Source organism: Niveispirillum sp. FG148 (genome assembly GCF_057809655.1).
In genome coordinates, this window is sequence record NZ_JBMDKJ010000002.1 from 327,546 (window position 1) to 352,505 (window position 24,960).

A 24,960-nucleotide genomic window follows, 5' to 3' on the forward strand; every position below is an offset into this window, starting at 1 on the left:
CCCTTATCCGGCGCGGCCGGGCGTCGACCGGCTCAACATCCGTTCCAGATCGAAGATCGGCATTGAAGGCTGGTAGGTTCCTGTCAGCACGGCCACCAGATAGCGCCCGGCATTGCGCACAAATTCCTGTTCGCTTTCCGCCGCCTGCCGGATCACCGGCAGGGCCGGCCCGGCCTTGTCACCGATGAAGGTCAGGGCGTTGATCGCCTGAAGCTGGATCGGCCAGGGCTGCGTCGGCGCACACAGGTCGGCCAGCACGCCGACGGCCTCGTCCGGCTGGGTCAGCATGGCGACAGCCTCCGCCGCCACGATGCGGGTCTGCAGCCGCTCGTCCGTCCGCATAGCGGACAACAGCTCTGGCAGCGCCGGCGCCGCCTTCTCGCCCAGCATCAGCAGGCCGGCAGCGGCCCAATGGCGCAGGATCGGATTTGCGTGCTTCAGGGTCGCCTGCAATTCCCCCAGGCCAGCGGGATCGCGGCGGGCGGCCGTCGCCGCCAACGCCATGATCTGCTTCAGCGGATAGCGGGCCTTGTCATTGCTCTCAGACCAGCCCTCCTCCGGCGATGCCTCCGGAATGAAGCCATTGTCATTGATGGACAGCATGTGCCGGTCCAGCGCCGACCGCAGATCCTTCAGCACGCGGGCGGCCTTGGGATCATCGATCAGATTGCTCACCTGATCCTTGTCGACCGACAGGTCGTACAGTTCCTCGAACGGCTTTGGCTGGAAGAAGCGGTCCTGCACCGGGGTCAGGGTGCCGGCGCGGTGCGCGGCCTCCCAATCCTGATAGCCCTTGGCCAGCCAGGCGAAGGCTTGATGCTGCCCCAGGGGGCGGTGCGGCATGTAGTTGCGGATATAGCGCCAGCGCCCATCCGTGACGGTGCGCTGGAAATCATAGCGCTCATCCATGCGGTTGCGCATGCCGAAGGCATAGTGCTTTGCGGCCCGGCGGCCTTTCCCCATGAAGGGCTGGCCCTGCATCTGCGCCAGCACCTTGATCCCGGCCAGCGACAGCAGGGTCGGGGCCAGATCGATGAAGCTGACGGGATCGGTCCGTTCCGTGCCCGGCTTGCCCGGTGCCAGATGCGCCCATTTGGCCGGCACCTTCACCACCAGCGCGCAGCGAAGCCCCTCGTCATAGCAATAGCGCTTGGATCGCGGCAGCACGCCGCCATTGTCCGAATAATAGAAAATGATGGTGTCATCGGCCAGCCCGTCAGCCTCCAGTTCGGCCAGACGCTCCGCCAGCTGTCCATCCATCTTCTCCATCAGGTTGTAATAGCTGGCAAAATCCTGGCGGATCGCCGGCGTGTCGGGCAGATAGGCAGGCAGCGTGATCTGCTCCGCAGTCACCCGTCCCGCCGTGGGCTTGAAAAGACGGGATTCATGCGTCGTCATGTAATTGAAGACAGCCATGAAGGGCTGCCCGGCCGGCCGCTGCCGCCAATGGGCGGCCGCACCCTGCTGGTCCCAGATGGCGTCCGGCACAACATCACAATTATAGTCGGTCTTGGCATTGTTGGCGCAGAAATAGCCGGCCTGGCGCAACTGCTCCGGATAAGTCGTCAGCGGCTTGGGCCATCGGGCCGTCGCCCGCATATGGTTGGCCGGGGCACAGGATTCCGGATAGACCCCCGTCAGGATGCCAAAGCGCGACGGGGCACAGACGGGGGCATTGCTGTAGACATTGCGGAACAGCACGCCTTCGCGCGCCAGACGGTCGATGGTGGGGGTGTGTGCCAGCGGGTCGCCATAGGCACCGATGAGCGGGTTGTTATCCTCGCTCACCAGAAACAGGATGTTGGGCATCCGGTTGCCGGTGGCAACGGATGGCAGGGCGGACGCCGCCACACCGATGCAACCACCGGCCAGCACGGCGCGCCGGTGCAGCTTGTTTCCGCTCATTCCATTCTTCCCCATGGTCACACCAAACCATCCGCAGCCTTGGCGGAAAGGAACGGGCCAGGCCGTGAGGCCTGGCCCGTTCCTGTCAGAAGCGCACGGCGACCGATCCACCGAAATAGCGGTCGGCATCTTTGTTGAAGGTGCCAACCAGATCGGTCGTGGCAACGGAGCTGAGAAGTGCCACATGGCCGATGGACGTGAAGTAGTTCTTGTCGAACAGGTTCTTCACGAACAGGCTGACGGTCCAGCGGTCGTCAATTTCATGCACGCCCACGGTCAGATCGACCAGCGAATAGCCGCCCTGGCGGGTCAGCGGGTCCTGTTCGATCGTGAAGTTGACCGCGCTCTGGTAGCTGACATTCATCTGGACGAAGCCGGCCATATCATTCGAGATATCGCGTTCATAGCGGGGGGACACCACGAGACGATATTTCGGGGACGACGGCAACGTGGCGCCCTGAAGATTCTGGAACGCCGTACCGCCGGCGGTGCGCCGGACACAGGTATTGTACGGCACGGCAGAGGTGCTGGGCACCACCGGCGCGCCGGCCTGGAACTGTACCGGGCAGTTCAGACCATCGACATTGACGGTCGACTTGGCATAGGTGAGCGAGGTGTTGATGGACAGTTCGTCCGTCGGCCGCAACGTCGTTTCCAGCTCCAGGCCCTTGGTGCGCGAACTGCCGGCATTGATCGACTGGAACCGTACGATGCCCAAGGTGGGGTCGCCCCGGTTGGCCTGGACCTGCAGGTTGGTGAACTTCGTCAGGAAGGCTGCCGCATTGACACTGAACACCCGGTCATCGGTGACATATTTGGCACCCAGCTCATAGGCGTTGGCGTGTTCGGGTTCCAGCGCGCTCTGGTTGACGAAATCGGCGCCGGCTTCCATCTCATAGCCCAGGCCCTTGTACCCGCGGGTATAGGTGCCATAGGTCTGGAAATTGCGGTCGAATTCGTACTGAAGGCCGGCCTTGCCTGTCGTTGCCCAGTCGGACGCCACGAAGCTGCCGCTGTTCACCCCACCAGGGCGATAGGTGGTACCCGCCAGGATGGCATCGCCTGCAACCAGCGGACCGAACTGGGTGCCGCTGTTCTTGCCCCGCTCATACTGGACGCGCAGGCCGCCGATGGCCTTCAGGTCACCGATAAGGCGCCATTCGGCCTGACCGAAGGCCGCGACCCCGTCCTGCTTCAGGTTGGACTCGGTGCCGCTGGACTGCCAGCGCAGGTTTGCCGTGGGACAGGTGGCGCCCACCGCCAGCGGTGTCTGCCCGGCGGCATTCTGCACACAGGCGGCGCGGCGACGGTTGAACGGACGGGTAATGTCGATATGGTTATAGAACAGACCGGCGACATAGGTGAAGTCACCGCCACCATTGGAGCCGATGCGCAGTTCCTCGGAGAACTGCTTCAACCGGACTTCGCCCGCGTTATAATCCCATGCGGAATAAGGCGCCACGGACGGGCCACCCAGGAACCGGATCGGACTGGAGTTGGTGCGGTCAATCGGCTGATTGTTCTCAAGATTGAACTTCTGGAACGCGGAAATCAAGGTGATCGTCGCGAAATCGATGTCCCAGTCGGCCTGGATTGACCCCGTGAACTGCTCGGTATTCGCGTAGGTTTCCGTGTTCTCGGAAATCTGCCGGTTCGTGCGCGAGGCGACGACGGGGGCATTGATGCTGACCATGGTGGCGTTGGTCAGCTGAATCGGAACCGACGCGCAGCACACGGCGTCCTGCTTGCGGTAATCAGCCGCGAACAGGACATTCAGATTGTCGCTGGCATCCCATTCCAGCTTGCCGCGGGCGCCCCAGCCTTCCGACCCCTGCACGTCCTTGCCGGTCGTGACATTGCGGACATAGCCGCCGACATTGGTGTAGTAGCCGCTCAGCCGTGCCCGCACCGTATCGCTCAACGGGCCGGTAACGGTGCTCTTGGCGCGGTACTCGTCGCCTTCCGCAATGGTCAGTTCGGCCCGGCCGCCGAACTCGTCGGAGGGACGGGCCGTCACCACATTGATCACGCCGGCCGTGGCATTCTTGCCGAACAGCGTGCCCTGCGGACCCCGCAGAACCTCGACCCGTTCGATATCGGCCAGTTCGGCAAAGCCCTGCGCCCCACGCGCCGAGACAACACCGTCCACAACAACCGAAACCGAAGCCTCCGTGCCCTGCCCGAAAAGCTGGGTGCCGATGCCGCGAATACGGAAATTGGTGTTCGTCGGGTTGGCGCCCTGCTGATAGGTCAGGGAGGGGACGGCGTTGGTCAGGCTGTTGCTGTCGCTGATCCGCAGATTCTCCAGCATCTCGCCCCCCACCGCCGAGACGGCAAGAGGAACATCGATAAGACGCTCGGCTCGCTTCTGTGCCGTGACGATGATTTCCTCAAGCTGAACCGAGGTATCATTCGTCTGGGCTTGTGCGGCAAGGGCGGGGACCAGGGAAAGAATGGTCGCGCCCAGCATCAAGCGGGATTTGTACATCGTGTCACTCCCTTCTCGTCTTTTGACCGTCGCGGGAGGTGAGCAAGAAATACCCGGCGCCCTGCCAGGTGAGGAATAGGCAACCGCGCAAAGCGTCAGGCAGCCAAATTCGGGCGCTTGGATATTGTCATTGTCATCCCCCCTGCCACGACCCCTTTAGGGGTTCTCTCTCATCTGATAGCCAAAGGGGACACCGCTGTCCCCTTTGGCTAAAAAAAGACCAGCGTCTCTGCCGGCCAATTTTTGCTATCACCAACCATGTGCCCTCGCAAGCAAAATGTCCAGCGCTGTCCCCTTCTGTTGCCGAATGTTCCAATGCCGGGTAAAAGCCTATCCAGGTAACGATCAGCCGGAGAGCATCGTTTCGTGAGCAAGCCCACCATCTATGATGTGGCCCGTGTGGCCGGTGTTTCGATCAAGACCGTTTCCCGGGTCTTGAACGGCGAGACCAAGGCTAGCCCGGCGACACGGGAACGGGTGAGAGCGGCCGTCGCCTCCCTGGCCTACGCCCCGAACCTGTCGGCCCGCAGCCTGTCGGGATCGCGTAACTTCATGATTGCCTTCGTCTTCGGCAGCAATCCTCAACAGCCCAATATGTCCTTGCAGAACGAGTATATCGCTGCCTTGCAGGTGGGGGCGGTGACGGCGGCCCGTGCGGCCGGCTTCCATCTTCTGGTGGAACCGCTTGAACTCATGGAGGAAGGATTTACGGACCGGGCAACGCGGCTGATCGCCATGCCGACGGTCGACGGGTTCATCATCATGCCGGGCCTGGCCGATGATCCAAGGCTGCTGGCATTGCTGAAGGAAAGGCCGGGCCACTATGTCCGTATCAGTCCGGGCGTGGAATCGGACGATCTGCCGGCGATGGTGCGCATCGATGATTACAAGGCGGCGGCGGACATGACGCGGTACCTGCTGGACCTTGGGCATCGCCGCATCGGCTTCATCAGCGGCCGTTCCAATCTCGGCTCGGCCGAGCGGCGTTTGCAGGCGTTCCGGGATGTCATGCTGGCGGCCGGCCTGTTCGACCCGTTACTCGTCCGCAGCGGGGATTACACGCGGGAATCGGGGCGGATCGCGGGTGCCGAACTGCTGGCGCTGGATGACCGCCCCACCGCCATCTTTGCCGGCAATGACAACATGGCCATCGGCGTCATGACGGTGGCCCAGGAGAAGGGCGTGAGGGTACCCACGGACCTGTCCGTCGCCGGTATCGACGACATCCCCCTGGCGTCGAGTGTCTGGCCCACATTGACGACCGTCAGCCAGCCAATGGTGGCCATGGGCGCCGCTGCGGCCACCTATATCGTCACCGCCAGCCGGACAGGCCGTTGCCCGGCCCCCATGCCCTTCTTCCCTCATGAACTGGTGATCCGCAACAGCACGGCGCAACCGCCCCGACGGCGGCGGGTCATGCGGCCGCCCGGTCCCTAACCGTCCCTTCTGGTCTTCGCCGCCAACGGATTCATGGACGCCCGCCTGGGCTACGGCTAAATTCCGAGGCATGTTGGTGGGACATTGACAGGAAGTTGGACGGGTGAGCGACCAATCTGGGGGAGATACGCGCCGTCGCGGCATCCAGTCCGTGGAGATCGGGCTGCGCGTTCTGGAAGCGCTTGCCGCATTGGGCGGTGCCGCACCCTTGAGCACCATCGCCCACGCCACGGACATGCCGCCACCCCAGGTCCATCGCTATCTCCAAAGCCTGATAGCGGCAGGAATGGCACAGCAGCATCCCGACTCAGGACGGTATGATTTGGGACCTGCTGCCCTGAAACTCGGCCTGGCGGCCTTGGCGCGGGTCGATGCCTTCCAGATCGCGGACACGTTGATTGCCGATTTTGTCCGCCGCACCAGCCTGACCGTGCAGCTTGCGGCCCTGGGCCCGCTGGGACCGACCATTGTCCGTTGGCTGATGGGCCGCCCGCCCGTGATGACCTCCTTCACTGTCGGGTCGGTGCTGCCGCTCCTGTCCTCTGCAACCGGCCAGGTTTTCTTCTCCTTCATGCCGGCGGCGGAGACCGAACATCTGGCTTCGCGTGAGTTGGCGGAGGGCCCGGTCAACAAAGGCGACGCAGAGAAGCTGCGCGCGAAGGTCCGTGCGGACGGCTTTGCCTATGTTGACGGGATGATGGTGCCGGGACTCCGGGCCACGGCGTTCCCGATTTTCGACCTGCAGGGGCGCGTCGCGCTCACCGCCACGGTGCTGCAGCCCGACTCTTCCCATTCCCGCCAACAGGACGGGACGAAGGCTGAACTCGCCACACTCTGCCGCGACATCAGCCGCCAGCTTGGCTGGCAGGGATAAAACTGGTTCTCCATCAATTACTTATACCATCCGCCTAAAGGTTGACCTTTAGGCGGATTGGAGGCCGACGACCGCCGGCCCGCGCCCCGTGGCGCGCAAGCCAAGCCGCCGGATGGCGGCGCCCGGCACCTGAGGGAACACGAAACAAGGCCGACGAAAGCCAGGCCGTCGGCATTTTGATGCCGGCGCGGGACAGGACCTGTCCACGTCGGCCTCGCCCCCCTGTGGATTTCCATTCCTGTGCCGCACCCATAAATTACTCATTGCATAATTCATTCTCCAATGTATAACGCCTTCAACATGTCGGCATATCCAGCGTTCCAGGGAGGAACCCCGAATGTTGTTGGCCAATGACCAGCGCACGCTGCTGGACCGGCTCTACCAGGAAATGGCCCCGCATCACCTGACACCGCTGTGGGAGTCGCTGAGCCAGCTTGTGCGCCCACAACCGCAATCACCGGCCCGGGCACGCCGGTGGCAGTATGACGAGGTGCGCGCCTATCTCTTGCGGGCGGGTGATCTGATCAGTGCCGAACAGGCTGAACGCCGCGTCCTGATCCTGGAGAACCCAGGGCTTCCAGGACAGTCGGCGATCACGCCAAGCCTTTATGCCGGGTTGCAGCTTGTCCTTCCCGGAGAGATCGCGCCCTGTCACCGTCATTCGCAATCCGCCCTGCGCTTTGTGATGGAAGGCGAAGGGGCCTTCACGGCCGTCGATGGGGAGAAGGCGATCCTGCATCCGTTCGACCTTGTCCTGACACCGTCCTGGCAATGGCACGACCATGGCAACAATACCGGTACGCCGATCATCTGGCTTGATGGGCTGGACATCCCGACGGTCAGGCATTTCGACGCCAGCTTCGCCGAACATCTGGATCAGAAGGTGCATCCGGAGACGGCGGGGCCCGGCGCAACCCTGGCCAGTTATGGCCATAATCTGCGTCCGATGCGCGGCTCCGCCGCCGACCGCCGGCCGGCGCATCAGGCTCTGTTTCATTACCCTTATCAGAACTGGCGGCCGGCCCTGGACGCAATGGCCCGCTCGGCGCCCATCGATCCGCATCTGGGGCATGCCCTAGAATTCGTGAACCCAGCGGATGGCGGCCCGGTCATGCCGACCATATCGGCGCATGTCCGGCTTCTGCCCGCAGGCTTCGAGACAAAAAGCCGGCGTTCAACCGACGGCACGGTGTTCGTCGTCGTTGAAGGCAGCGGAACCGCCACGCTCGACGGGATGGACATGCCGCTCGCGCCGCGGGACATCGTGGTCGTGCCTTCCTGGCAGGCCTTGCGTCTGCAGGCGCGCACCGATCTGGTTCTGTTTGGTTACTCGGACAAGGCGGCACAGCAGAAACTCGGCCTCTTCAAGGAGAATTGTGCATGACCTCGCTTTTCGCCGCTCCGGCGCCGACACTGGCCGCCACCACGGATGGGCGGGTTTTCCCGGTCCGGCGGCTCTTCTGCATCGGTCGCAACTACGCCGCGCACGCGCGCGAGATGGGCCGGGATCCGGACCGCGAACCACCCTTCTTCTTCACGAAATGGGCGGAAACCGTGGTTCCGTCAGGCACCGTGATCGCCTATCCGCCGGAAACCGCCAATTTTCACTATGAAGCAGAACTGGTCGTCGCCATCGGCAAGCCGGGGCGCAACATTGCCAGTGAAGCCGCGCTGGACCATGTATTCGGCTATGCGGCTGGCCTGGACATGACGCGCCGCGACCTGCAATTGGAGGCGCGCGACAAGGGGCGTCCGTGGGACACCGGCAAGAATGTCGAGCAATCATCGCCGCTGGGGCTGATCCATCCCGCATCGGAAACCGGTCCCCTGGCCAAGGGTCGGATCATGCTGAGCCTGAATGGTCAGGTCCGGCAGGATGCTGACCTCGCCGATCTTATCTGGGATGTGCCGGAGACTGTCGCCTATGTCTCCCGGTTCTACCGGCTGGAGCCCGGTGACCTGATCTATACCGGTACGCCGGCCGGTGTGGGCCCCGTCGTCCCGGGGGACGAAATAACGGTGTCCATCGACGGCCTGACCCCGCTCCGGATCACGATCGGCGCGCCGGCGGGGGAATAGACAAGATAACGGCGAAGGCGACCTGAAGCGCCAGCCCTGGGAGGATGGAAATGGCAGGAATGACCGGGCAGGCCAATTCGGCCTCAGCCATCGATAATGCACGTCCTGGTGCGTTCCAGTTCGGTATCGCGGCACTATGTGCGCTCATCGCCGGCATTGACGGTTTCGACACGCAGGCCATCGCCTATGTCGCGCCGTCGATCGCCGAGGCCTGGCAGTTGGACAAGGCGGCGTTCGGCCCCATTTTCGGGGCCGGGTTGCTGGGCCTCACCATCGGTGCCTTCACCCTCAGCCCCGTTGCCGACCGTATCGGACGCAAGGCGGTGATCCTGTTCTGCTGCGCCATCTTCGGGCTTTTCGGTCTGCTGACCGCGACCGCCAGTAACACGGAACAACTGCTGGTCTATCGTCTGCTTACCGGCATCGGGCTTGGCGGCGCCATGCCCAACCTGATCGCGCTGACCAACGAATATGCGCCAGCCCGGCTCAAGGCGACGCTGGTCATGACCATGTTCTGCGGGTTTCCATTAGGCTCCACCATCGGCGGCATCATCAGCGCACCGTTGATCGCGCAGTATGGATGGCAGTCAGTCTTCATATTGGGCGGGTTCCTGCCGCTGATCCTGCTGCCAGCACTTTATGTCCTGCTGCCGGAATCGGCCCGGTTCCTGGCGCTCCGGGGCGATGCCGGCGGCAAGCTCGCCGGGATTCTGGCCAGGATCGATCCCGACGCCTCTGTCGACCAGTTCATGATGGAGGTGCGGCGGGAGAGTGCCGCCGCACCTCCCCGTTTCCCGCTGATCGAGCTTTTCGCTGCCGGCCGGGCCAGACTGACGCTGCTGGTCTGGGTGGCGTTCTTCATGAACCTGCTGGTCATGTATTTCCTGGTCAACTGGCTTCCCTCCCTGCTGCACTCTCTTGGCCTGTCCCTGGAAACCGCCATCCTTTCCACGGCATTGCTCAATCTGGGCGGCGTTTGCGGGGCGATCATCCTGGGCCGCGTCATCGACCAGCATGAACCGGCCACCATCCTGGCTATTGCCTATGCGGGCTCAGCCGGCTTCATCGCCCTCATCGCACTGGCGGGACCGAACGTCCCACTGTTACTCGCCAGCGCCGCACTGGCGGGGTTCGGCATTGTCGGCGGCCAGATCGCCCTCAACGCCGTGACGGCGTCCTCCTATCCCACTTCCATCCGCTCCACCGGTGTGGGCTGGGCGCTGGGTGTGGGGCGTGTCGGCTCGATCCTGGGGCCGGTGGCCGGGGGCACCTTGCTAGGCCTGGGTTGGTCCAGTCGTGATCTGATCCTGGTCGCAGTCATCCCATCCCTGCTGGCCGCTTCCGTCGTTTTCTTCCTCCCCAAACGCTGACAGGAGAAGTGACATGATCCTCCATGGCTATTTCCGTTCCACTGCGTCCTATCGCGTCCGCATCGCCCTGAACCTGAAGGGCATTGCCTATCAGGATGCCTTCCACCATCTGCGACGGAACGAGCAGAATGACAGCGCCTATCTCCGCCTCAATCCACAGGGTCTGGTGCCCGCGCTGGAGGTTGGGCAGGATGTGCTGACGCAATCCCTTTCCATTTGTGAATATCTTGATGAAACCGTGCCAACGCCGGCGCTGCTTCCCACAGACCCGCTGCTGCGGGCCAAGGTGCGCGCCTTCGCCCAGATCATTGCCTGCGACACCCATCCCATCCAGAATTTGAAGATTCTGGCACGCCTCCGGGGGCTGGGCATCGCGGAGGATGAAGTGACGAACTGGGCCAGGACCACCATTGAGGAAGGCCTGTCGGCCTGTGCTGCCCTCATTGATGACCGCAACGATCCGTTCTGTTTCGGCGACAGCCCCAGCCTCGCGGATATTTGCCTCGTCCCGCAATTGGTGAATGCCCGCCGCTTCGGCCTGACCCTAAAATGGCAGAAATTGCTGGATATCGAAGCCCGCTGTCTCGCACTTGCCCCCTTCATCAACGCATCGCCCGAACAGCAGCCGGACGCTGAGTGATGAGTTGCCAACCGGTTCACGGTGCAGCCCCCGTTCCCTGGATGAGCGCGAAGTCAGTTCCATAGAGACGCCCCCTCCTCCCGCGTGAAGCAGCAGGGAATTTTCAGGCCTCCGCCCGATAGGGGGCGAAACGCGCTACCGCCTCGTCCACCGCGAGATGCCGACCGATGGCAGGAAAGGCCCGCTGGGCGCAATCTGTCCGCTCGCACACCTTGCACCCGGCACCGATCGGCGTGGCCGCTTCCATGTCCGACAAATCCATTCCCTTGGTGTAGACCAGCCGTCCGGCATGGCGGATGTCGCAGCCCAGGCCGATGGCGAACTGCTTGGCGGGCGCGCCATAACCGCCGGCCCCGTGGCTGACCGTGCGCGCCACCCACAGATACTGCCGTCCGTCCGGCATCAGCGCCCGCTGGATGAGGATGCGACCGGGCTGGGCGAAGGCTTCATACACATTCCAGAGCGGGCAGGAGCCACCGACGCGGGAGAAGTGGAAATCGGTTGCCGACTGCCGCTTGGAGATGTTGCCGGCCCGATCCACACGCACGAAGAAGAAGGGCACGCCGCGCGCATCGGGCCTTTGCAGGGTGGAAAGCCGGTGGCAGATGGTCTCGTACCCCACGCCGAATTGCCGCTCAAGCCGTTCGATGTCATAGCGCAGGCTTTCCGCGGCCGCGAGGAAGGGCTGATAGGGCAGGATGACCGCACCCGCGAAATAGTTGGCCAGACCGATGCGGGCCAGGCGCCGCGCCTCCTCCCCGGAGAAGTCGGCCTGGGCTGTCAGCCGGTCCAACTCGTCTGCCTGCTCCAGGAAGGCCACCTGCGTCGCCATGTGGAAGGCCCGCTGTCCCGCCGTCAGATCTGTGGACAGGTAGAGCGTTCGGCTGGACCGGTCGAAACGGCGGGATGCGCGGTCGCCTTCCACGCCACTCTCGACCATCACCACCCGCACATCGTGGCGACGGGCCAAATGGACCAGCAGGCCGGGCGCCATGTTGCCGACAGCCAGGTTGGCGCTGCGGTGCAGCATCGACGCCGCCATGTCCAGCGGCTCGACATGGTTGTGGCGGGCATAGAAGAAATCGCGCACCTCCTCGAACGGCATCAGGGGCTTGGGCGTGGCTTGCCATTCCTCCCCCAGCCGAGCCGATACCTGTTCCAGCCGCCCCGACGCCTCGCGGTACCGGCGATGCAGGGACAGGAGTGCCCTACCCACCGACGGCATGCTGGATGCCAGTTCCTTCAACTCCGCCAGTGCCACGCCGTCAGCCACACCGGCCTCGGTCAACGCCTCGCGCAGGTCGGCGACCAGACGCGCCTCCTCATCCTCGGAGAAAAGCTGCACATCGACGCCGAACACGGCGTTAATCTTCAGCAGCACCGGGACCGTCAGTGGTCGCAGGTTCTGTTCCAACTGGTTCAAATAGCTGGGTGACAGCTCCAGCGCCCGGGCCAGCGCCGCCTGGCTCAGCCCCTTCTCCTCCCGCAACCGGCGCAACCGGACACCGACGAATTGTTTGCGCATGACCCCGCCATTCACATCATTCACAAATTCGCAGAACATCCTGCGCAAACGTTCACCACTTCAGGCATTTCCCTGCCCTGCGTTTGCAAATATTGAGAATGACGACGCAATTGGCAAGCGGATTGGAAGAGCAACATGCCCGTGACCGCAATGATGGCGGCTGAAGAACTGCCGATGGAAACCAGCGCCGTGCTGATGGAAACCGTGCTTGCCGAGGCAGGCGACCATGACGGCACGCTGTTCGGCGGTAACGCCCTGCGCCTCATGGGCAAGGCCGCGCTGGCCGCCGCCAGCCGCCATACCAACGGCAAGGTGACGATGGCGCGAACGGACAACTTGCGTTTCCACCAGCCGGTGCCCATCGGCCACATCCTGGAACTGACGGCCCGTGTGATCCACACAAACCAAACCGCCATGACCATCCTGGTCGACGGGATGATCCAATCGCCGGCCGGCGGCCGCCGCACCCTGGCACTGAGCGGCTATTTCCAGATGATCGCCGTCGATAACACCAACCATTCGACCCACCGCAGGAGCACGCCCCGGTGACCCAGTATCAGCGCCACCAATTCGCCGAGAACACGCCCCAGGAGGAGCAACTGGCCGGAAGGATCGCGTCCGCGGCAATCGACACCCTGCCGGTCGATGCCGAGATGGCGATAGCGGTTGGCAACCTCATCATCGGCAATGCCGCCGTGGCTGCTGCCTCCCTGAACAATGCCCCTGTCGTTAGCAGCCGCGATCAGGCCATCGCCCATCCGCATCAACCGGGCGCCATTCTGTTCGGCCTGTCGCCCTACCGCCGCTATTCCCCGGAATGGGTTGCATGGGCAAACGGCTTGGCCGTTTGTGGAGACGAACTGCACGGCGCCTCCCATCAGGGCGGCAGTATCCCGCCCATATTGGCGGCAACTCAGCATTGGGGGCTGACGGGCGCCGACCTGGTACGGGGCGTGGCAGTTGCCTGGGAAATCCAGGTTGGGCTTGTCAAAAGCCTGGACGGACAGGGGGCTCATCTGGCACCCGGTGCCATTGCGGGCATCGGCGCGGCATTGGGCCTGGGCAGGACGGTAATCCAGCGGGCCGCCCGGCTGGTCATCCCCACACCGTCACGGGATGCGGCTTCCAGCGGCCACGCCCAGGCCCTTGCCGGCAAGATGTCGGTGGAAGCCGTGGATTGGGCGCTTCGCGGTGAAGGTGCGGCACCATCTGCCCTTGAGGATGGGAATAATGGCATCTCCATCCTGCCGGAAAAGGACGAGCGGCGGCGCGCCGTACTGGAGAGTGTCTATTTCACCCGCGACCAGTGCGTCGAAAAATTCCGTGCCCTGGCGGACGGGATCATCTCCGTACCCGAACAGGACCGGTTCCTCAGGGCTGTCGACCGGTTGCCAGATCTGAAGGCTGAGGAACTGGGCGGGCTGGGCTTCACCGTCGATCCCGACATCCTTCAACGCGGCGGCACCGGCCTGTTCGACCGCAAGAGATAAGGTCCCAGCCCCTTCAAGGCCCGGACTGTCCCAGCACCCTGGATCATGGTGAATTATCTTGAGCACCATGATCCGCGAAAGAACGACCGCTGAGCAGCCATTCGGGCATGATGCAGGGTGGCCGGAGCCGGCATCCTGTTCGGCCCCCTGCGGGGCAACGCCGCACCGTTCGGCCCGACTCTGGGGGCCGGGCTGGGGCTTGTCATCGGTTCCTTCATTTCACAGCGCCAGCGCGGCCAGCACGATCAGGCCTGACCTCCACGATGATCTTTCCGCCTCCAGCACCAGTGTTCGCAGGTTGCCTATATGACCGATGAACGACGGCAGCTTGGCGCGGCCCCCAGGCGATCGGCGTTGCCCCAAAGCCGTTTCTTCCAGATCAAGCGGGATGCCCAGGGTTGGCACTTCCACCTTGCCGGATGTTTGATGGAATGCCTGGGACTGATACCTATTTGCATGGATCAGAACCTACGGTCCTGATCCATGCAGCCCTCATGCGCCGGGCGCCGCCATCCGGCGGCTTGGCTCACGCGCGCATGGGCGCGCGAGCGCTCGTACCGCGCCAACCAGGTTGCGGTGAGTTCCACTCACCGCAACCTGGTATGAGGCCCCGAGAGCGGGAACTCAGGCAATGCGTTGATCTACGCCTGCGCCGGCTTGGCAAGACCATATGGCAACCGAAGGAGAAGGCGCGTCTTCTGCTGGATCACGCTCCGATTCCCAAGGACGTCCTGATGGAGATGGACCGGGCCATCGGCAGGCTCATTTCTCCGACGCTTCCCGGTGGGCCAGCGCCATATCCACGAATGCACGCAGATAGTCGATATCGGCGTCGGCCTCCCGGAAACCCAGGAAAATCTGCTTGTCAACGCCGTCAGGCCCCAACCGCACGGGCGATACGCCGAACCTGGGCCCGAACTCCTCCACCATCCAACGCGGCAGGGCGGCCACGCCGCGACCGTGGGAGACCATCAGCAGCATGATGTCCGTCGTCTCGATCTCCTTGTGCCGCTTCGGGTTGACACCCACCGGCATCAGGAAACGGGTGTAGATGTCGAGCCGATCGGTGGGCACCGGATAGGTGATCAGCGTTTCCTCAGCCACCTGCCGGGCCTCGACATAGTCGGCGTCGCGCAGCTTGTGGTCCGGTCCCACCACCAGCACCTGCTCGTAATCGAACACCGGCTCGAAGCGCAGGCCCGGCTTGAACAAGGGGTCCGGCGTCACCAGCATGTCGATGTCATAGCCGAACAGGGCACCGATGCCGCCGAACTGCACCTTCTGCCGGACATCCACATCCACTAGGGGCCAGGTGTCGAGATAGGGCGCCACGATCTTCAGCAGCCATTGATAGCAGGGATGGCATTCCATGCCGATGCGCAGGTTGCCCCTTTCCCCCTTGGCGAACTGGCGCAACCGCTCTTCGGCATGGGTCAGTTGCGGCAGCAACCGGTTGGCGACAGCCAGCAGCCATTCCCCGGCCTGGGTCGGCCGCAGGCTGCGCCCTTCCCGATGCCAAATGGCGATGCCGATCTGCTTCTCCAGCTTGGCAATGGAATGGCTCAGCGCCGATTGCGTCAGGTTCAACTGGCTGGCGGCGGCGGTCAGCGAGCCTTGGCGATCCACCTCACGGATGATGGAAAGATGAATGCGCTCCAGAATCGACATGATGTTTCCAAGCATGAATCTGTTTCATTGAATCATGAAATCATACCATTTTTCTTCATCATTTACAGGTCATATGGTCCGGGTCGTTCCCCATTCCCAAGGTGAAGACCATGGCAACGACCCACAATCTCGGCTTCCCCCGCATCGGCGCCAAGCGCGAACTGAAATTCGCCCAGGAAGCCTACTGGAAGGGTGCCTCCTCCCGTGACGCGCTGATCGCCGTCGGCGCTGAGCTTCGCGCCCGCCATTGGCGCGACCAGGCCGCCCTGGACCTCGTGCCCGTGGGCGACTTCGCCTTCTACGACCAGGTCCTGGACATGAGCTTCACGCTGGGCAACCTGCCGGAGCGGGTACAGGGCTTCCATGGCAACAAGCTGGACAATTACTTCCGCGTGGCGCGCGGTCGCTCGGCCAAGGGCACCGAGGACCATGCCGCCTGCTGCGGCGGTGTGGCCGCCGGTGAAATGACCAAGTGGTTCGACACCAACTACCATTACATCGTTCCGGAATTCGATGTCGGCACCGAGTTCAAGCTCGACGCGTCGCGCCTGCTGGAACAGCTGGCCGAGGCCAAGTCGCTGGGTGTGAAGGCCAAGCCGGTGATCGTCGGCCCCGTCACCTACCTGGCACTGGGCAAGTCCAAGGATAGCTCCGACAAGCTGGCCCTGCTGCCCCGCCTGCTGCCCGTCTATGCCGAGTTGCTGAAGGCCCTGGCCGGCCAAGGCGTGGAATGGGTGCAGATCGATGAACCCATCCTGGTCACCGAACTGGATGGCGCATGGCGCGACGCCTTCACCCAGGCCTATGCGGCGTTGAAGGACAGTGGCGTCAAGCTGCTGCTGGCCACCTATTTCGGTCAGTTGCGCGAAAACCTGGACCTGGTCACCGGGCTGCCGGTCCAGGGCATCCATCTGGACGCCATCAATGCCCGTGACGAGGTCAACGCGCTGATCCGCGCTGTCCCATCCGACCGGGTGATCTCCCTGGGTGTTGTCAATGGCCGCAACATCTGGAAGACCGACCTGGCTGCCGTGCTGAACTGGCTGGAGCCCGCGGCCGCGCAGTTGGGTGACCGGCTGTGGATTGCCCCCTCCTGCTCGCTGCTGCACGTCCCCGTCGATCTGGCTGGCGAGCGCCAGTTGGACGATGAAGTCAAATCCTGGCTGGCTTTCGCCATCCAGAAGTTGGCAGAGATCAAGCTGCTGGCCACGGCCTTGGCCCAGGGGCGCAACGCTGTCGCCGATGAGCTGGCGGCCAACGAAGCCGCCATCGCCGCCCGCCGCAATTCCCCTCGCGTCAACAACCCGGCCGTGAAGGCCGCAATCGGCCGTATCGATGCCACCCTCGGTCGCCGCAAGGGCACCTTCGCCGACCGTGCCGCCAGGCAACAGGCGCATCTGAACCTGCCCCTGTACCCCACCACCACCATCGGCTCCTTCCCGCAGACAAGGGAAATCCGCCTGGTGCGCAGTGCCTTCAAGGCCGGGAACCTGGACCTGACCGCCTATAACCAGGCGATGCGCCAGGAGATCGAACGGTCGGTGCGCGAGCAGGAGGCCCTGGGCCTGGACGTGCTGGTGCATGGCGAGGCCGAGCGTAACGACATGGTCGAATATTTCGGTGAGCAGCTGGACGGCTACGCCTTCAGTCAGGGCGGCTGGGTGCAGTCCTACGGCTCGCGCTGTGTGAAGCCGCCGATCCTGTTCGGCGATATCAGCCGGCCCAAGGCGATGACGGTCGACTGGATCACCTACGCCCAGTCGCTGACGGACAAGCCCATGAAGGGCATGCTGACCGGCCCGGTCACCATCTTGAACTGGTCCTTTGTGCGCGACGACCAGCCGCGCTCCGTCTCCTGCTATCAGTTGGCGCTGGCCATCCGCGAGGAGGTGCTGGACCTGGAAAAGGTGGGTGTCCGCGTCATCCAGATTGACGAGGCGGCGCTGCGCGAAGGCCTGCCCCTGCGCCGGGCACAGTGGAAGGAATATTTGGACTGGGCGGTGGAGAGCTTCCGCATCACGGCAAATGGCGTGGCCGACGAGACCCAGATCCACACCCACATGTGCTACTCGGAGTTCAACGACATCATCGCGTCCATCGCCGACATGGATGCCGACGTCATCACCATCGAGACCTCCCGGTCGGACATGGAGTTGCTGGAAGCGTTCGACCACTTCAACTACCCCAACCAGATCGGCCCCGGCGTCTATGACATCCATTCGCCGAATATCCCGACCGAGGCGCATATCGTCGACCTGATGAAGAAGGCCGCGGAGCGCATCCCGGCCGAGCGTCTCTGGGTCAATCCCGATTGCGGCCTGAAGACCCGCCAGTGGAACGAGGTGATTCCGGCGCTGACCAGCATGGTCAGCGCCGCCAGGACCCTGCGCGCCGCGGCGGCGTGACGCGGCCTTGATACCAGGAACGGCCGGGCAGCGGGGCGGCCTGCTCCCCGGCCTTTTTCACTTCAGGAGAGTGGCATGTTTGAACGCGCCCGCTGCACGATCGACCCGATCGATCCCGAAATCGCATCCGTCATCGCGGACGAGAGGAGCACTATACCTCACCGGCGGTGACGCTGGCACAGGTCTCGCAGCTTACCAACAAGTACGCCGAGGGTTATCGCGGCAAGCGCTATTATGGCGGTTGCGAGCATGTGGACGTGGTCGGGCAACTGGCCGTCGATCGCGTCAAGGCCCTATATGGGGCGCAGGCCGCCAACGTCCAGCCCAACTCCGGCGGCCAGGCCAACCAGGCCGTATTCTTCGCCATGCTGAAGCCCGGCGACACCATCATGGGCATGAACCTGGCCGAAGGTGGGCACCTGACCCATGGCATGGCGCTGGACATGAGCGGCAAATGGTTCAACGCCGTCAGCGACGGCCTGAACGAAGATGAGGATATCGATTACGACGCCCTGGCACAGAAGGCACGCGAGCATCGGCCAAAACTGCAGGGCGGCGGCGCAGCGCCCTGATCATGGTGGATATGGCGCATCATGCCGGCCTGATCGCCGCCGGGGTCTACCCTCGGTGAAGCCTTGTCTGCCCCCCGCCCTATGGAGACATCATGACCGACCATATCCTGGTTCACCGCATTGCCGTTTATGCCCATCACGGGCTGACGGCGGAGGAGGCGAAGCTGGGCCAGCGCTTCTTCATCTCCCTGGATTGCACGCTGGACCTGTCAGCGGCGGGAAAGGCGGATGATTGGGACCTGTCCGTCTGCTACGCCAAGCTGACGGCGGCCGCGACCCGCGTAGCCACGGCCCGCCGCTTCCGCACTATCGAGGGCGTGGCGGAGGCCGTGGCCGCCGACCTGCTGGACGGCTTCCCCGCCATCCAGGCAGTCAGTGTCCAGGTGGACAAGCCATCCGCACCGGTGCCCGCCATCATCGACGGCGTGTCGGTGCGGATCACCCGGCCGCGTCAGCTATAGCGTTTGTCCAGCGCGTCCCACTCGGGCTTCCCCACCAGACGCTGACGTTCGGCGAAGAGGGTGACGAGGCCGCTATCCTCCCTCACCTCCTTTTCGTCACGCAGGACCTTCAGCGCCTTCTGCATGCCCATAACCGCCCCCTGCAAGGCGGCATTGGCGTAGAGCACGATGCCATAGCCCAGACCGGCCAGTTCGGTGGCGTTGAAGATCGGTGTCTTGCCGCCGATGACCATATTCATCAATTGCGGCCGTTCCAGCCGCTGCGGCAGGGCGCGGACCTCTTCTGCCTTGGTCACTGCCTCCACGAACAGGATGTCCGCCCCGGCCTCGGCGAATTTCTGGGCACGTTCCACAGCGGCCTCGAACCCATGCACGGCGGCGGCATCGGTACGGGCCATGATCAGCAGGTCCGGGTCGCGGCGGGCATCGACGGCGGCCTTGATCTTCGACACCGCTTCCTCGGTGGAGATGACGTCCTTGCCATTGAAATGGCCACAGCGCTTGGGTGCCACCTGGTCTTCCAACTGGATGCAGTCGGCCCCGGCCCGCTCCAGCGTGCGGACAGTGTGATAGACATTCAGCGCATTGCCGAAGCCGGTATCGGCATCGACCAGCAGCGGAACACTGACCGTATCGCGGATGCGGGCCGTGTGGTCGGCGATTTCGGCCAGGCCCATGAAGCCCTGGTCCGGCATGCCGAACCACATGTTGGTGACACCGGCGCCGGTGACATAGATGGCTTCGAAGCCCAGATCCTCCACCACCTTGGCGGACAACGCGTTGAACGCGCCGGGAACGATGATGCCGCGGCGGGCTTCCACCAGGGCCTTCAGTTGCTTGCGGGTAGACATGTCGGTTCCTTGGAGAATGTCAGAACGTATCGGCGGGCACGCGGACCCAGCCTTCCATCAGGATGCGGGCGCTGCGGCTCATCACGGCCTTCGTGACCTGCCATTTTCCATTGGCCAGCTTGGCTTCCGCGCCCACGCGCAGCGTGCCGGAGGGGTGTCCGAAACGCACCGCGTTGCGTTCACCGCCGCCAGCCGCAAGATTGACCAATGTACCGGGAATGGCCGCCGCCGTGGCGATGGCGACCGACGCCGTGCCCATCATGGCATGGTGCAGCTTGCCCATGGACAGGGCACGGACGAGAAGATCGATATCCCCGGCGGCAATCCGTTTACCGCTGGAAACGGTATGGTCCGAGGGCGGGGCCACGAAGGCGATCTTTGGCGTGTGCTGACGCTTGGGCGCGTCGGCAATGTCCGTGATCAGCCCCATGCGGACGGCACCGATGGCCCGCAGCAACTCGAACCGGGTGAGTGCTGCCTTGTCGTCGTTGACGTCGCCCTGCTGCTCCGTGCCGCGATAGCCGATATCGGCGGCATCCACGAAGATGGTCGGGATGCCGGCATTGATCATCGTTGCCCTTAGCTTGCCACTGGGGGCGATGCTTTCGGGTACCTCAAGCTCATCGACCAGGTTCCCGGTGGGGAACATGGTGCCGCCATCCTCCCCCTCATCGGCGGGATCAAGGAATTCCAGCACGATTTCGGCGGCCGGGAAGGTGACACCATCCAGGTCGAAATCACCGGTCTCCTGCACTTGACCACCCGTGACGGGGACATGAGCGACGATGGTCTTGCCGATGTTGGCCTGCCATATGCGCACCGTGCAGATGCCGTCCGTTGGCACGCGGGCGGGATTGATCAGTCCGGCATGAATGGCGAAGGCCCCGGCGGCGGTGGACAGGTTGCCGCAATTACCCGACCAGTCGACAAAGGCGCTGTCGATAGACACCTGGCCATAGAGGTAATCCACATCATGACCGGGCCGGTTGCTCTTCGACAGGATCACGCATTTGGAGGTGCTGGAGGTGGCTCCGCCCATGCCATCGGTGTGCTTGGCATAGGGATCGGGGCTGCCGATGGTGCGCAGGAACAGAAGGTCACGCGCCTCGCCCGGCACCTGGCAGCGTTCGGGCAAATCCTCCAGCCGGAAGAACACGCCCTTGCTGGTACCGCCACGCATATAGGTGGCGGGAATGCGGATTTGGGGAGCGGACGCCATCAGACGGCCTCCCTCTTCGGGCCTTCACTGGCCAGGAAATCCTGGGCAAAGCGCTGCAGTACGCCGCCCGCCTCATAAATTGACACTTCCTCGGCCGTATCCAGGCGGCAGGTGACGGGCACCTCCACCCGCTCGCCATTGCGGCGGCGGATGAGGAGGGTCAGGTCGGCGCGCGGTTTGCGCTCGCCTGTCACGTCAAAGGTCTCCGTACCGTCCAGTTCCAGAGTCAGGCGCGTCGTGCCCGGCTTGAACTCCAGCGGCAACACGCCCATGCCGATCAGGTTGGTACGGTGGATACGCTCGAACCCCTCGGCCACGATGGCTTCCACGCCCGCCAGCCGCACGCCCTTGGCGGCCCAGTCGCGGCTGGACCCCTGGCCGTAATCGGCACCGGCAATGATGATCAGGGGACGGCGACGGTTCAGATAGGTTTCGATGGCTTCCCACATGCGCATCACCTTGCCGTCGGGTTCCAGGCGGGTCAGCGATCCCTTTTTCACCGCCCCGTCGACCACGGCCATTTCATTGACCAGCTGCGGGTTGGCGAAGGTGGCACGCATGGCCGTCAGATGGTCGCCTCGATGGGTGGCGTAGGAGTTAAAATCCTCTTCCGGCAGCCCCATGCGCGTCAGGTACTCGCCCGCCGCCGAATGGGCCAGGATGGCGTTGGACGGCGACAGATGGTCGGTAGTGATGTTGTCGGGCAGAATGGCCAGCGGTCGCATGTCCTTTAGTGTTCTCGGGAACGCGGCCAAGGCACCCACCCCTTCGGTATCCCAATAAGGGGGGCGCCGGATATAGGTGGAGGTCGGGCGCCAGTCATAGAGCGGGCTAACCTTCTCGGCCCTGGCCCGGCCAGCACCAAACATCGGCTCATAGACCTGGCGGAACTGCTCGGGCTTGACGCTGGCGGCCACGATGGCGTCGATCTCCGCATCCGTGGGCCACAGGTCCTTCAGAGTGATGGGGTTTCCCCGCGGATCGGTACCCAGCACGTCGTGTTCGATATCAAACCGGATCGTGCCGGCAATGGCATAGGCGACCACCAGCGGCGGCGAGGCCAGAAAGGCCTGTTTCGCATAGGGGTGGATGCGGCCGTCGAAATTACGGTTGCCGGACAGCACCGCCGTCGTGTGCAGGTCGCGGTCGATGATTTCCCGCTGGATGGCCGGGTCGAGGGCGCCGGACATGCCGTTGCAGGTGGTGCAGGCATAGGCGACGATGCCGAAGCCCAGCTTTTCCAGTTCCGCCAGCAGGCCGGCTTCTTCCAGATAAAGCCGCGCCACCTTGGACCCCGGCGCGAAGGAGGTTTTGACCCAGGGCTTGGCGCCCAGGCCCAAGGCATTGGCCTTCTTGGCCAGCAGGCCGGCGGCCACCACATTGCGGGGGTTGGAGGTGTTGGTGCAGCTGGTGATTGCGGCGATGATCACTGCACCATCGGGTAGCAGGCCATCGCGTTCCTCCGCCTGCGCCTTGTCCAGATCGACGGCGATGCCGCGTTCGGCCAGGGCAGAGGTCGGCAGGCGCTTGTGCGGGTTGGACGGGCCGGCCATGTTGCGCACGACACCGGACAGGTCGAATTCCAGCACCCGCTCATACTCGGCGGTCTTCAGCGCGTCGGCCCACAGGCCCAGGGTCTTGGCGTAATGCTCGACCAGCACCACCTGCGCCGGTTCGCGGCCCGTCAGGCGCAGATATTCGATGGTCTGCTGGTCGATATGGAACATGGCGGCGGTCGCGCCGTATTCCGGGCACATGTTGGAGATGGTGGCCCGGTCGCCGATGGACAGGATAGCCGCCCCCTCCCCGAAGAACTCGATCCAAGCGCCGACCACCCGTTCCTTGCGCAGGAACTCGGTCAGGGCCAGCACGATGTCGGTGGCGGTGATGCCGGCTTGCGGCCGGCCGGTCAGGCGGACGCCGACAATGTCGGGTAGGCGCATCATTGATGCCCGGCCCAGCATCACCGTCTCCGCCTCCAGCCCGCCGACGCCGATGGCGATGACGCCCAGCGCATCGACATGCGGGGTGTGGCTGTCAGTGCCGACACAGGTGTCGGGGAAGGCCACACCATCGCGCACCTGGATGACCGGCGACATCTTCTCCAGGTTGATCTGGTGCATGATGCCATTGCCGGCCGGGATCACGTCGACATTCTCGAAGGCCCGCTTGCTCCATTCAATGAAATGGAACCGGTCCTCGTTACGGCGGTCCTCGATGGCACGGTTCTTGGCGAAGGCGTCCGGGTCGAAGCCGCCATGTTCCACGGCCAAGGAGTGATCGACGATCAATTGCGTCGGCACGACCGGGTTGATCTTGGCCGGATCGCCACCCTGGAGGGATATGGCGTCGCGCAGCCCCGCCAGATCGACCAAAGCCGTCTGGCCCAGGATGTCGTGGCAGACCACACGGGCCGGATACCAGGGGAAATCCAGGTCGCGGCGGCGTTCCACCAGTTGGCGCAGCGCTTCGGGCAGCAGGGCCGGATCGCAGCGGCGGACAAGCTGTTCAGCCAGCACGCGCGATACGTAGGGCAGACCGGCCCAGGCATCGGGACGGATAGCGTCAACGGCGGCGGCGGCGTCGAAATAGTCCAGCGACGTGCCGGGCAGCGATTTGCGATAGGCTTTCATGGCCACGCCCTCACTGACGCTGGTCGATAACGACGAAGGCGCGGTCTTCCGGGCCGACATAATTGGCGCTGGGCCGGATGATCTTGTTGTCAATGCGCTGTTCGATGACATGCGCAGCCCAACCCGAAGTGCGGGCGATCACGAACAGCGGCGTGAACATCGCCGTAGGCACGCCCATCATATGGTAGGAGACAGCGCTGAACCAGTCGAGGTTCGGGAACATCCGCTTCACATCCCACATCACCGCCTCCAGTCGGGCCGCGATGTCGAACATCTTGGTGGAACCGGCCTCCAGCGACAGTTGGTGGGCCACGCGCTTGATCACCTCGTTGCGCGGGTCCGACACGGTGTAGACGGGATGGCCGAAGCCGATCACCACCTCCTTGCGCTCCACCCGCGCCCGGATATCGGCCTCCGCCTCGTCCGGATTATCGTAGCGCTTCTGGATTTCGAACGCGACCTCGTTGGCACCGCCGTGCTTGGGGCCGCGGAGCGCACCGATGGCACCGGTTACGGCGGAATACATGTCCGAGCCTGTACCGGCGATGACCCTGCCGGTGAAGGTGGAGGCATTGAACTCATGTTCGGCATAGAGGATCAGTGAGGTCTGCATCGCCCGTTCCCAGACGGCCGACGGCTTGCGGCCATGCAACAGATGCAGGAAATGCGCGCCGATGCTGTCATCGTCGGTATCGACATCGATGCGCTTGCCATTGGTGGACCAGTGATACCAGTAGAGCAGCATCGATCCCAGCGAAGCCATCAGCCGGTCGGCGATGTCGCGGGCACCGGGGATGTTGTGGTCGTCCTTCTCCGGCAGGGCGCAGCCGAGCGCTGACACGCCGGTGCGCATCACGTCCATCGGATGGCCTGAAGCCGGAAGACACTCCAGCGCCTGTTTGACATTGGTGGGCAGGCCGCGCATCGCCTTCAGTTTGGCTTTGTAGGCCCGCAGTTCGGCACCGGTGGGCAACTTGCCATGGACCAGCAGATGGGCCACTTCCTCAAATTCGCAACGTTCAGCGATGTCCAGGATGTCATACCCGCGGTAGTGCAGATCATTGCCGGATTTGCCAACGGTGCAAAGGGCAGTATTGCCGGCGGTGACGCCCGAGAGGGCCACCGACTTCTTGGGCTTGAAGGAGGACACGGTCTCGGACGCTGCTGCGCTCATGGGGGTGTTTCCTGATCGTGATGTACCTGCTCTCGTGACAGAACGGATATTCCCCGCCCTTCACTGATGGGCGCATCATCGGGAGACAACCCCGTTTGGTGAATGGCTGAAGTGGTGAAGATTTGCCGAGATGATCCTGCGAATTTGCGAATGTCGTGAAGGCGCAATT

Annotated in this window: 19 protein-coding genes and 1 pseudogene; 12 read left to right on the plus strand and 8 right to left on the minus strand. The window is 63.7% G+C overall.

Going from position 1 to position 24,960, the window contains the following annotated elements; genetic code table 11:
* Positions 1 to 3: 3 nt before the first annotated feature.
* Both ACODTW_RS03300 and ACODTW_RS03305 read right to left on the minus strand, forming a co-directional pair.
* On the minus strand, positions 4 to 1,905 hold the full coding sequence (locus ACODTW_RS03300; protein ID WP_488944465.1) for a sulfatase-like hydrolase/transferase: 1,902 nt from the start codon (positions 1,903 to 1,905) through the stop codon (positions 4 to 6).
* A gap of 85 nt (positions 1,906 to 1,990) precedes the next feature.
* Complete coding sequence (locus ACODTW_RS03305; RefSeq protein ID WP_488944466.1) at positions 1,991 to 4,393, minus strand: TonB-dependent receptor; 2,403 nt, start codon at positions 4,391 to 4,393, stop codon at positions 1,991 to 1,993.
* Between the two features lie 366 nt (positions 4,394 to 4,759).
* Here ACODTW_RS03305 and ACODTW_RS03310 point away from each other — a divergent pair, with 366 nt between their 5' ends.
* From ACODTW_RS03310 to maiA, 6 genes are all read left to right on the plus strand, one after another.
* Entirely contained in the window at positions 4,760 to 5,830 is a 1,071-nt protein-coding gene (locus ACODTW_RS03310; protein ID WP_488944467.1) for a LacI family DNA-binding transcriptional regulator, read from the plus strand.
* Positions 5,831 to 5,933: 103 nt separating this feature from the next.
* Positions 5,934 to 6,704 (plus strand): IclR family transcriptional regulator, encoded by a 771-nt coding sequence (locus ACODTW_RS03315; RefSeq protein WP_488944468.1) that lies wholly within the window; start codon positions 5,934 to 5,936, stop codon positions 6,702 to 6,704.
* Positions 6,705 to 7,041: 337 nt separating this feature from the next.
* Positions 7,042 to 8,088, plus strand: a complete 1,047-nt coding sequence (gene gtdA, locus ACODTW_RS03320) for a gentisate 1,2-dioxygenase (protein ID WP_488944469.1) — start codon at positions 7,042 to 7,044, stop codon at positions 8,086 to 8,088.
* Positions 8,085 to 8,783, plus strand: coding sequence for a fumarylacetoacetate hydrolase family protein (locus ACODTW_RS03325; RefSeq protein WP_488944471.1), 699 nt, complete (start codon positions 8,085 to 8,087; stop codon positions 8,781 to 8,783). Before gtdA ends, ACODTW_RS03325 begins: the two co-directional genes overlap by 4 nt.
* Before the next feature lie 50 nt (positions 8,784 to 8,833).
* Positions 8,834 to 10,153, plus strand: coding sequence for an MFS transporter (locus tag ACODTW_RS03330; protein ID WP_488944472.1), 1,320 nt, complete (start codon positions 8,834 to 8,836; stop codon positions 10,151 to 10,153).
* 13 nt (positions 10,154 to 10,166) lie between these two features.
* On the plus strand, positions 10,167 to 10,793 hold the full coding sequence (maiA, locus tag ACODTW_RS03335; RefSeq protein WP_488944473.1) for a maleylacetoacetate isomerase: 627 nt from the start codon (positions 10,167 to 10,169) through the stop codon (positions 10,791 to 10,793).
* Positions 10,794 to 10,896: 103 nt separating this feature from the next.
* Here maiA and ACODTW_RS03340 read toward each other — a convergent pair whose 3' ends face one another.
* A complete protein-coding gene (locus tag ACODTW_RS03340; RefSeq protein ID WP_488944474.1) occupies positions 10,897 to 12,318 on the minus strand; it encodes a short-chain fatty acyl-CoA regulator family protein in 1,422 nt (473 codons plus the stop codon).
* 135 nt (positions 12,319 to 12,453) lie between these two features.
* Between ACODTW_RS03340 and ACODTW_RS03345 the strand changes: the two genes are divergently transcribed.
* The 3 genes from ACODTW_RS03345 (at position 12,454) to ACODTW_RS03355 (ending at position 14,063) form a co-directional block, all read left to right on the plus strand.
* A complete protein-coding gene (locus tag ACODTW_RS03345) occupies positions 12,454 to 12,867 on the plus strand; it encodes an acyl-CoA thioesterase (protein WP_488944475.1) in 414 nt (137 codons plus the stop codon).
* On the plus strand, positions 12,864 to 13,808 hold the full coding sequence (locus ACODTW_RS03350; protein WP_488944476.1) for an MmgE/PrpD family protein: 945 nt from the start codon (positions 12,864 to 12,866) through the stop codon (positions 13,806 to 13,808). Before ACODTW_RS03345 ends, ACODTW_RS03350 begins: the two co-directional genes overlap by 4 nt.
* A gap of 117 nt (positions 13,809 to 13,925) precedes the next feature.
* Positions 13,926 to 14,063, plus strand: coding sequence for a hypothetical protein (locus tag ACODTW_RS03355; RefSeq protein WP_488944477.1), 138 nt, complete (start codon positions 13,926 to 13,928; stop codon positions 14,061 to 14,063).
* A 507-nt stretch (positions 14,064 to 14,570) separates the two neighbouring features.
* On the opposite strand, the gene ACODTW_RS03360 is transcribed toward ACODTW_RS03355, so the two are convergent.
* Positions 14,571 to 15,476: a LysR family transcriptional regulator gene (locus tag ACODTW_RS03360; RefSeq protein ID WP_488944478.1), complete on the minus strand. Its 906-nt coding sequence runs from the start codon at positions 15,474 to 15,476 to the stop codon at positions 14,571 to 14,573.
* A 110-nt stretch (positions 15,477 to 15,586) separates the two neighbouring features.
* Between ACODTW_RS03360 and metE the strand changes: the two genes are divergently transcribed.
* From metE to folB, 3 genes and pseudogenes are all read left to right on the plus strand, one after another.
* Positions 15,587 to 17,881 carry a 5-methyltetrahydropteroyltriglutamate--homocysteine S-methyltransferase gene (gene metE, locus ACODTW_RS03365; protein WP_488944479.1) on the plus strand — a complete coding sequence of 765 codons (2,295 nt, stop codon included), beginning with the start codon at positions 15,587 to 15,589 and terminating at the stop codon, positions 17,879 to 17,881.
* 146 nt (positions 17,882 to 18,027) lie between these two features.
* A pseudogene (locus ACODTW_RS03370) lies at positions 18,028 to 18,506 on the plus strand (PLP-dependent aminotransferase family protein); the annotation flags it as partial.
* Positions 18,507 to 18,545: 39 nt separating this feature from the next.
* A complete protein-coding gene (folB, locus tag ACODTW_RS03375; protein ID WP_488944480.1) occupies positions 18,546 to 18,914 on the plus strand; it encodes a dihydroneopterin aldolase in 369 nt (122 codons plus the stop codon).
* On the opposite strand, the gene ACODTW_RS03380 is transcribed toward folB, so the two are convergent.
* From ACODTW_RS03380 to prpC, 4 genes are read right to left on the minus strand one after another with little or no spacing between them, the layout of a single operon-like run.
* Positions 18,905 to 19,765 (minus strand): isocitrate lyase/PEP mutase family protein, encoded by an 861-nt coding sequence (locus tag ACODTW_RS03380; RefSeq protein ID WP_488944481.1) that lies wholly within the window; start codon positions 19,763 to 19,765, stop codon positions 18,905 to 18,907. The two genes, folB and ACODTW_RS03380, sit on opposite strands and share 10 nt — an antisense overlap.
* 19 nt (positions 19,766 to 19,784) lie before the next feature.
* Entirely contained in the window at positions 19,785 to 20,984 is a 1,200-nt protein-coding gene (gene prpF / locus ACODTW_RS03385) for a 2-methylaconitate cis-trans isomerase PrpF (protein ID WP_488944482.1), read from the minus strand.
* Positions 20,984 to 23,617, minus strand: a complete 2,634-nt coding sequence (acnD, locus tag ACODTW_RS03390) for a Fe/S-dependent 2-methylisocitrate dehydratase AcnD (RefSeq protein WP_488944483.1) — start codon at positions 23,615 to 23,617, stop codon at positions 20,984 to 20,986. Before acnD ends, prpF begins: the two co-directional genes overlap by 1 nt.
* 10 nt (positions 23,618 to 23,627) lie before the next feature.
* Entirely contained in the window at positions 23,628 to 24,791 is a 1,164-nt protein-coding gene (prpC, locus tag ACODTW_RS03395; RefSeq protein ID WP_488944484.1) for a bifunctional 2-methylcitrate synthase/citrate synthase, read from the minus strand.
* Positions 24,792 to 24,960: the final 169 nt, after the last annotated feature.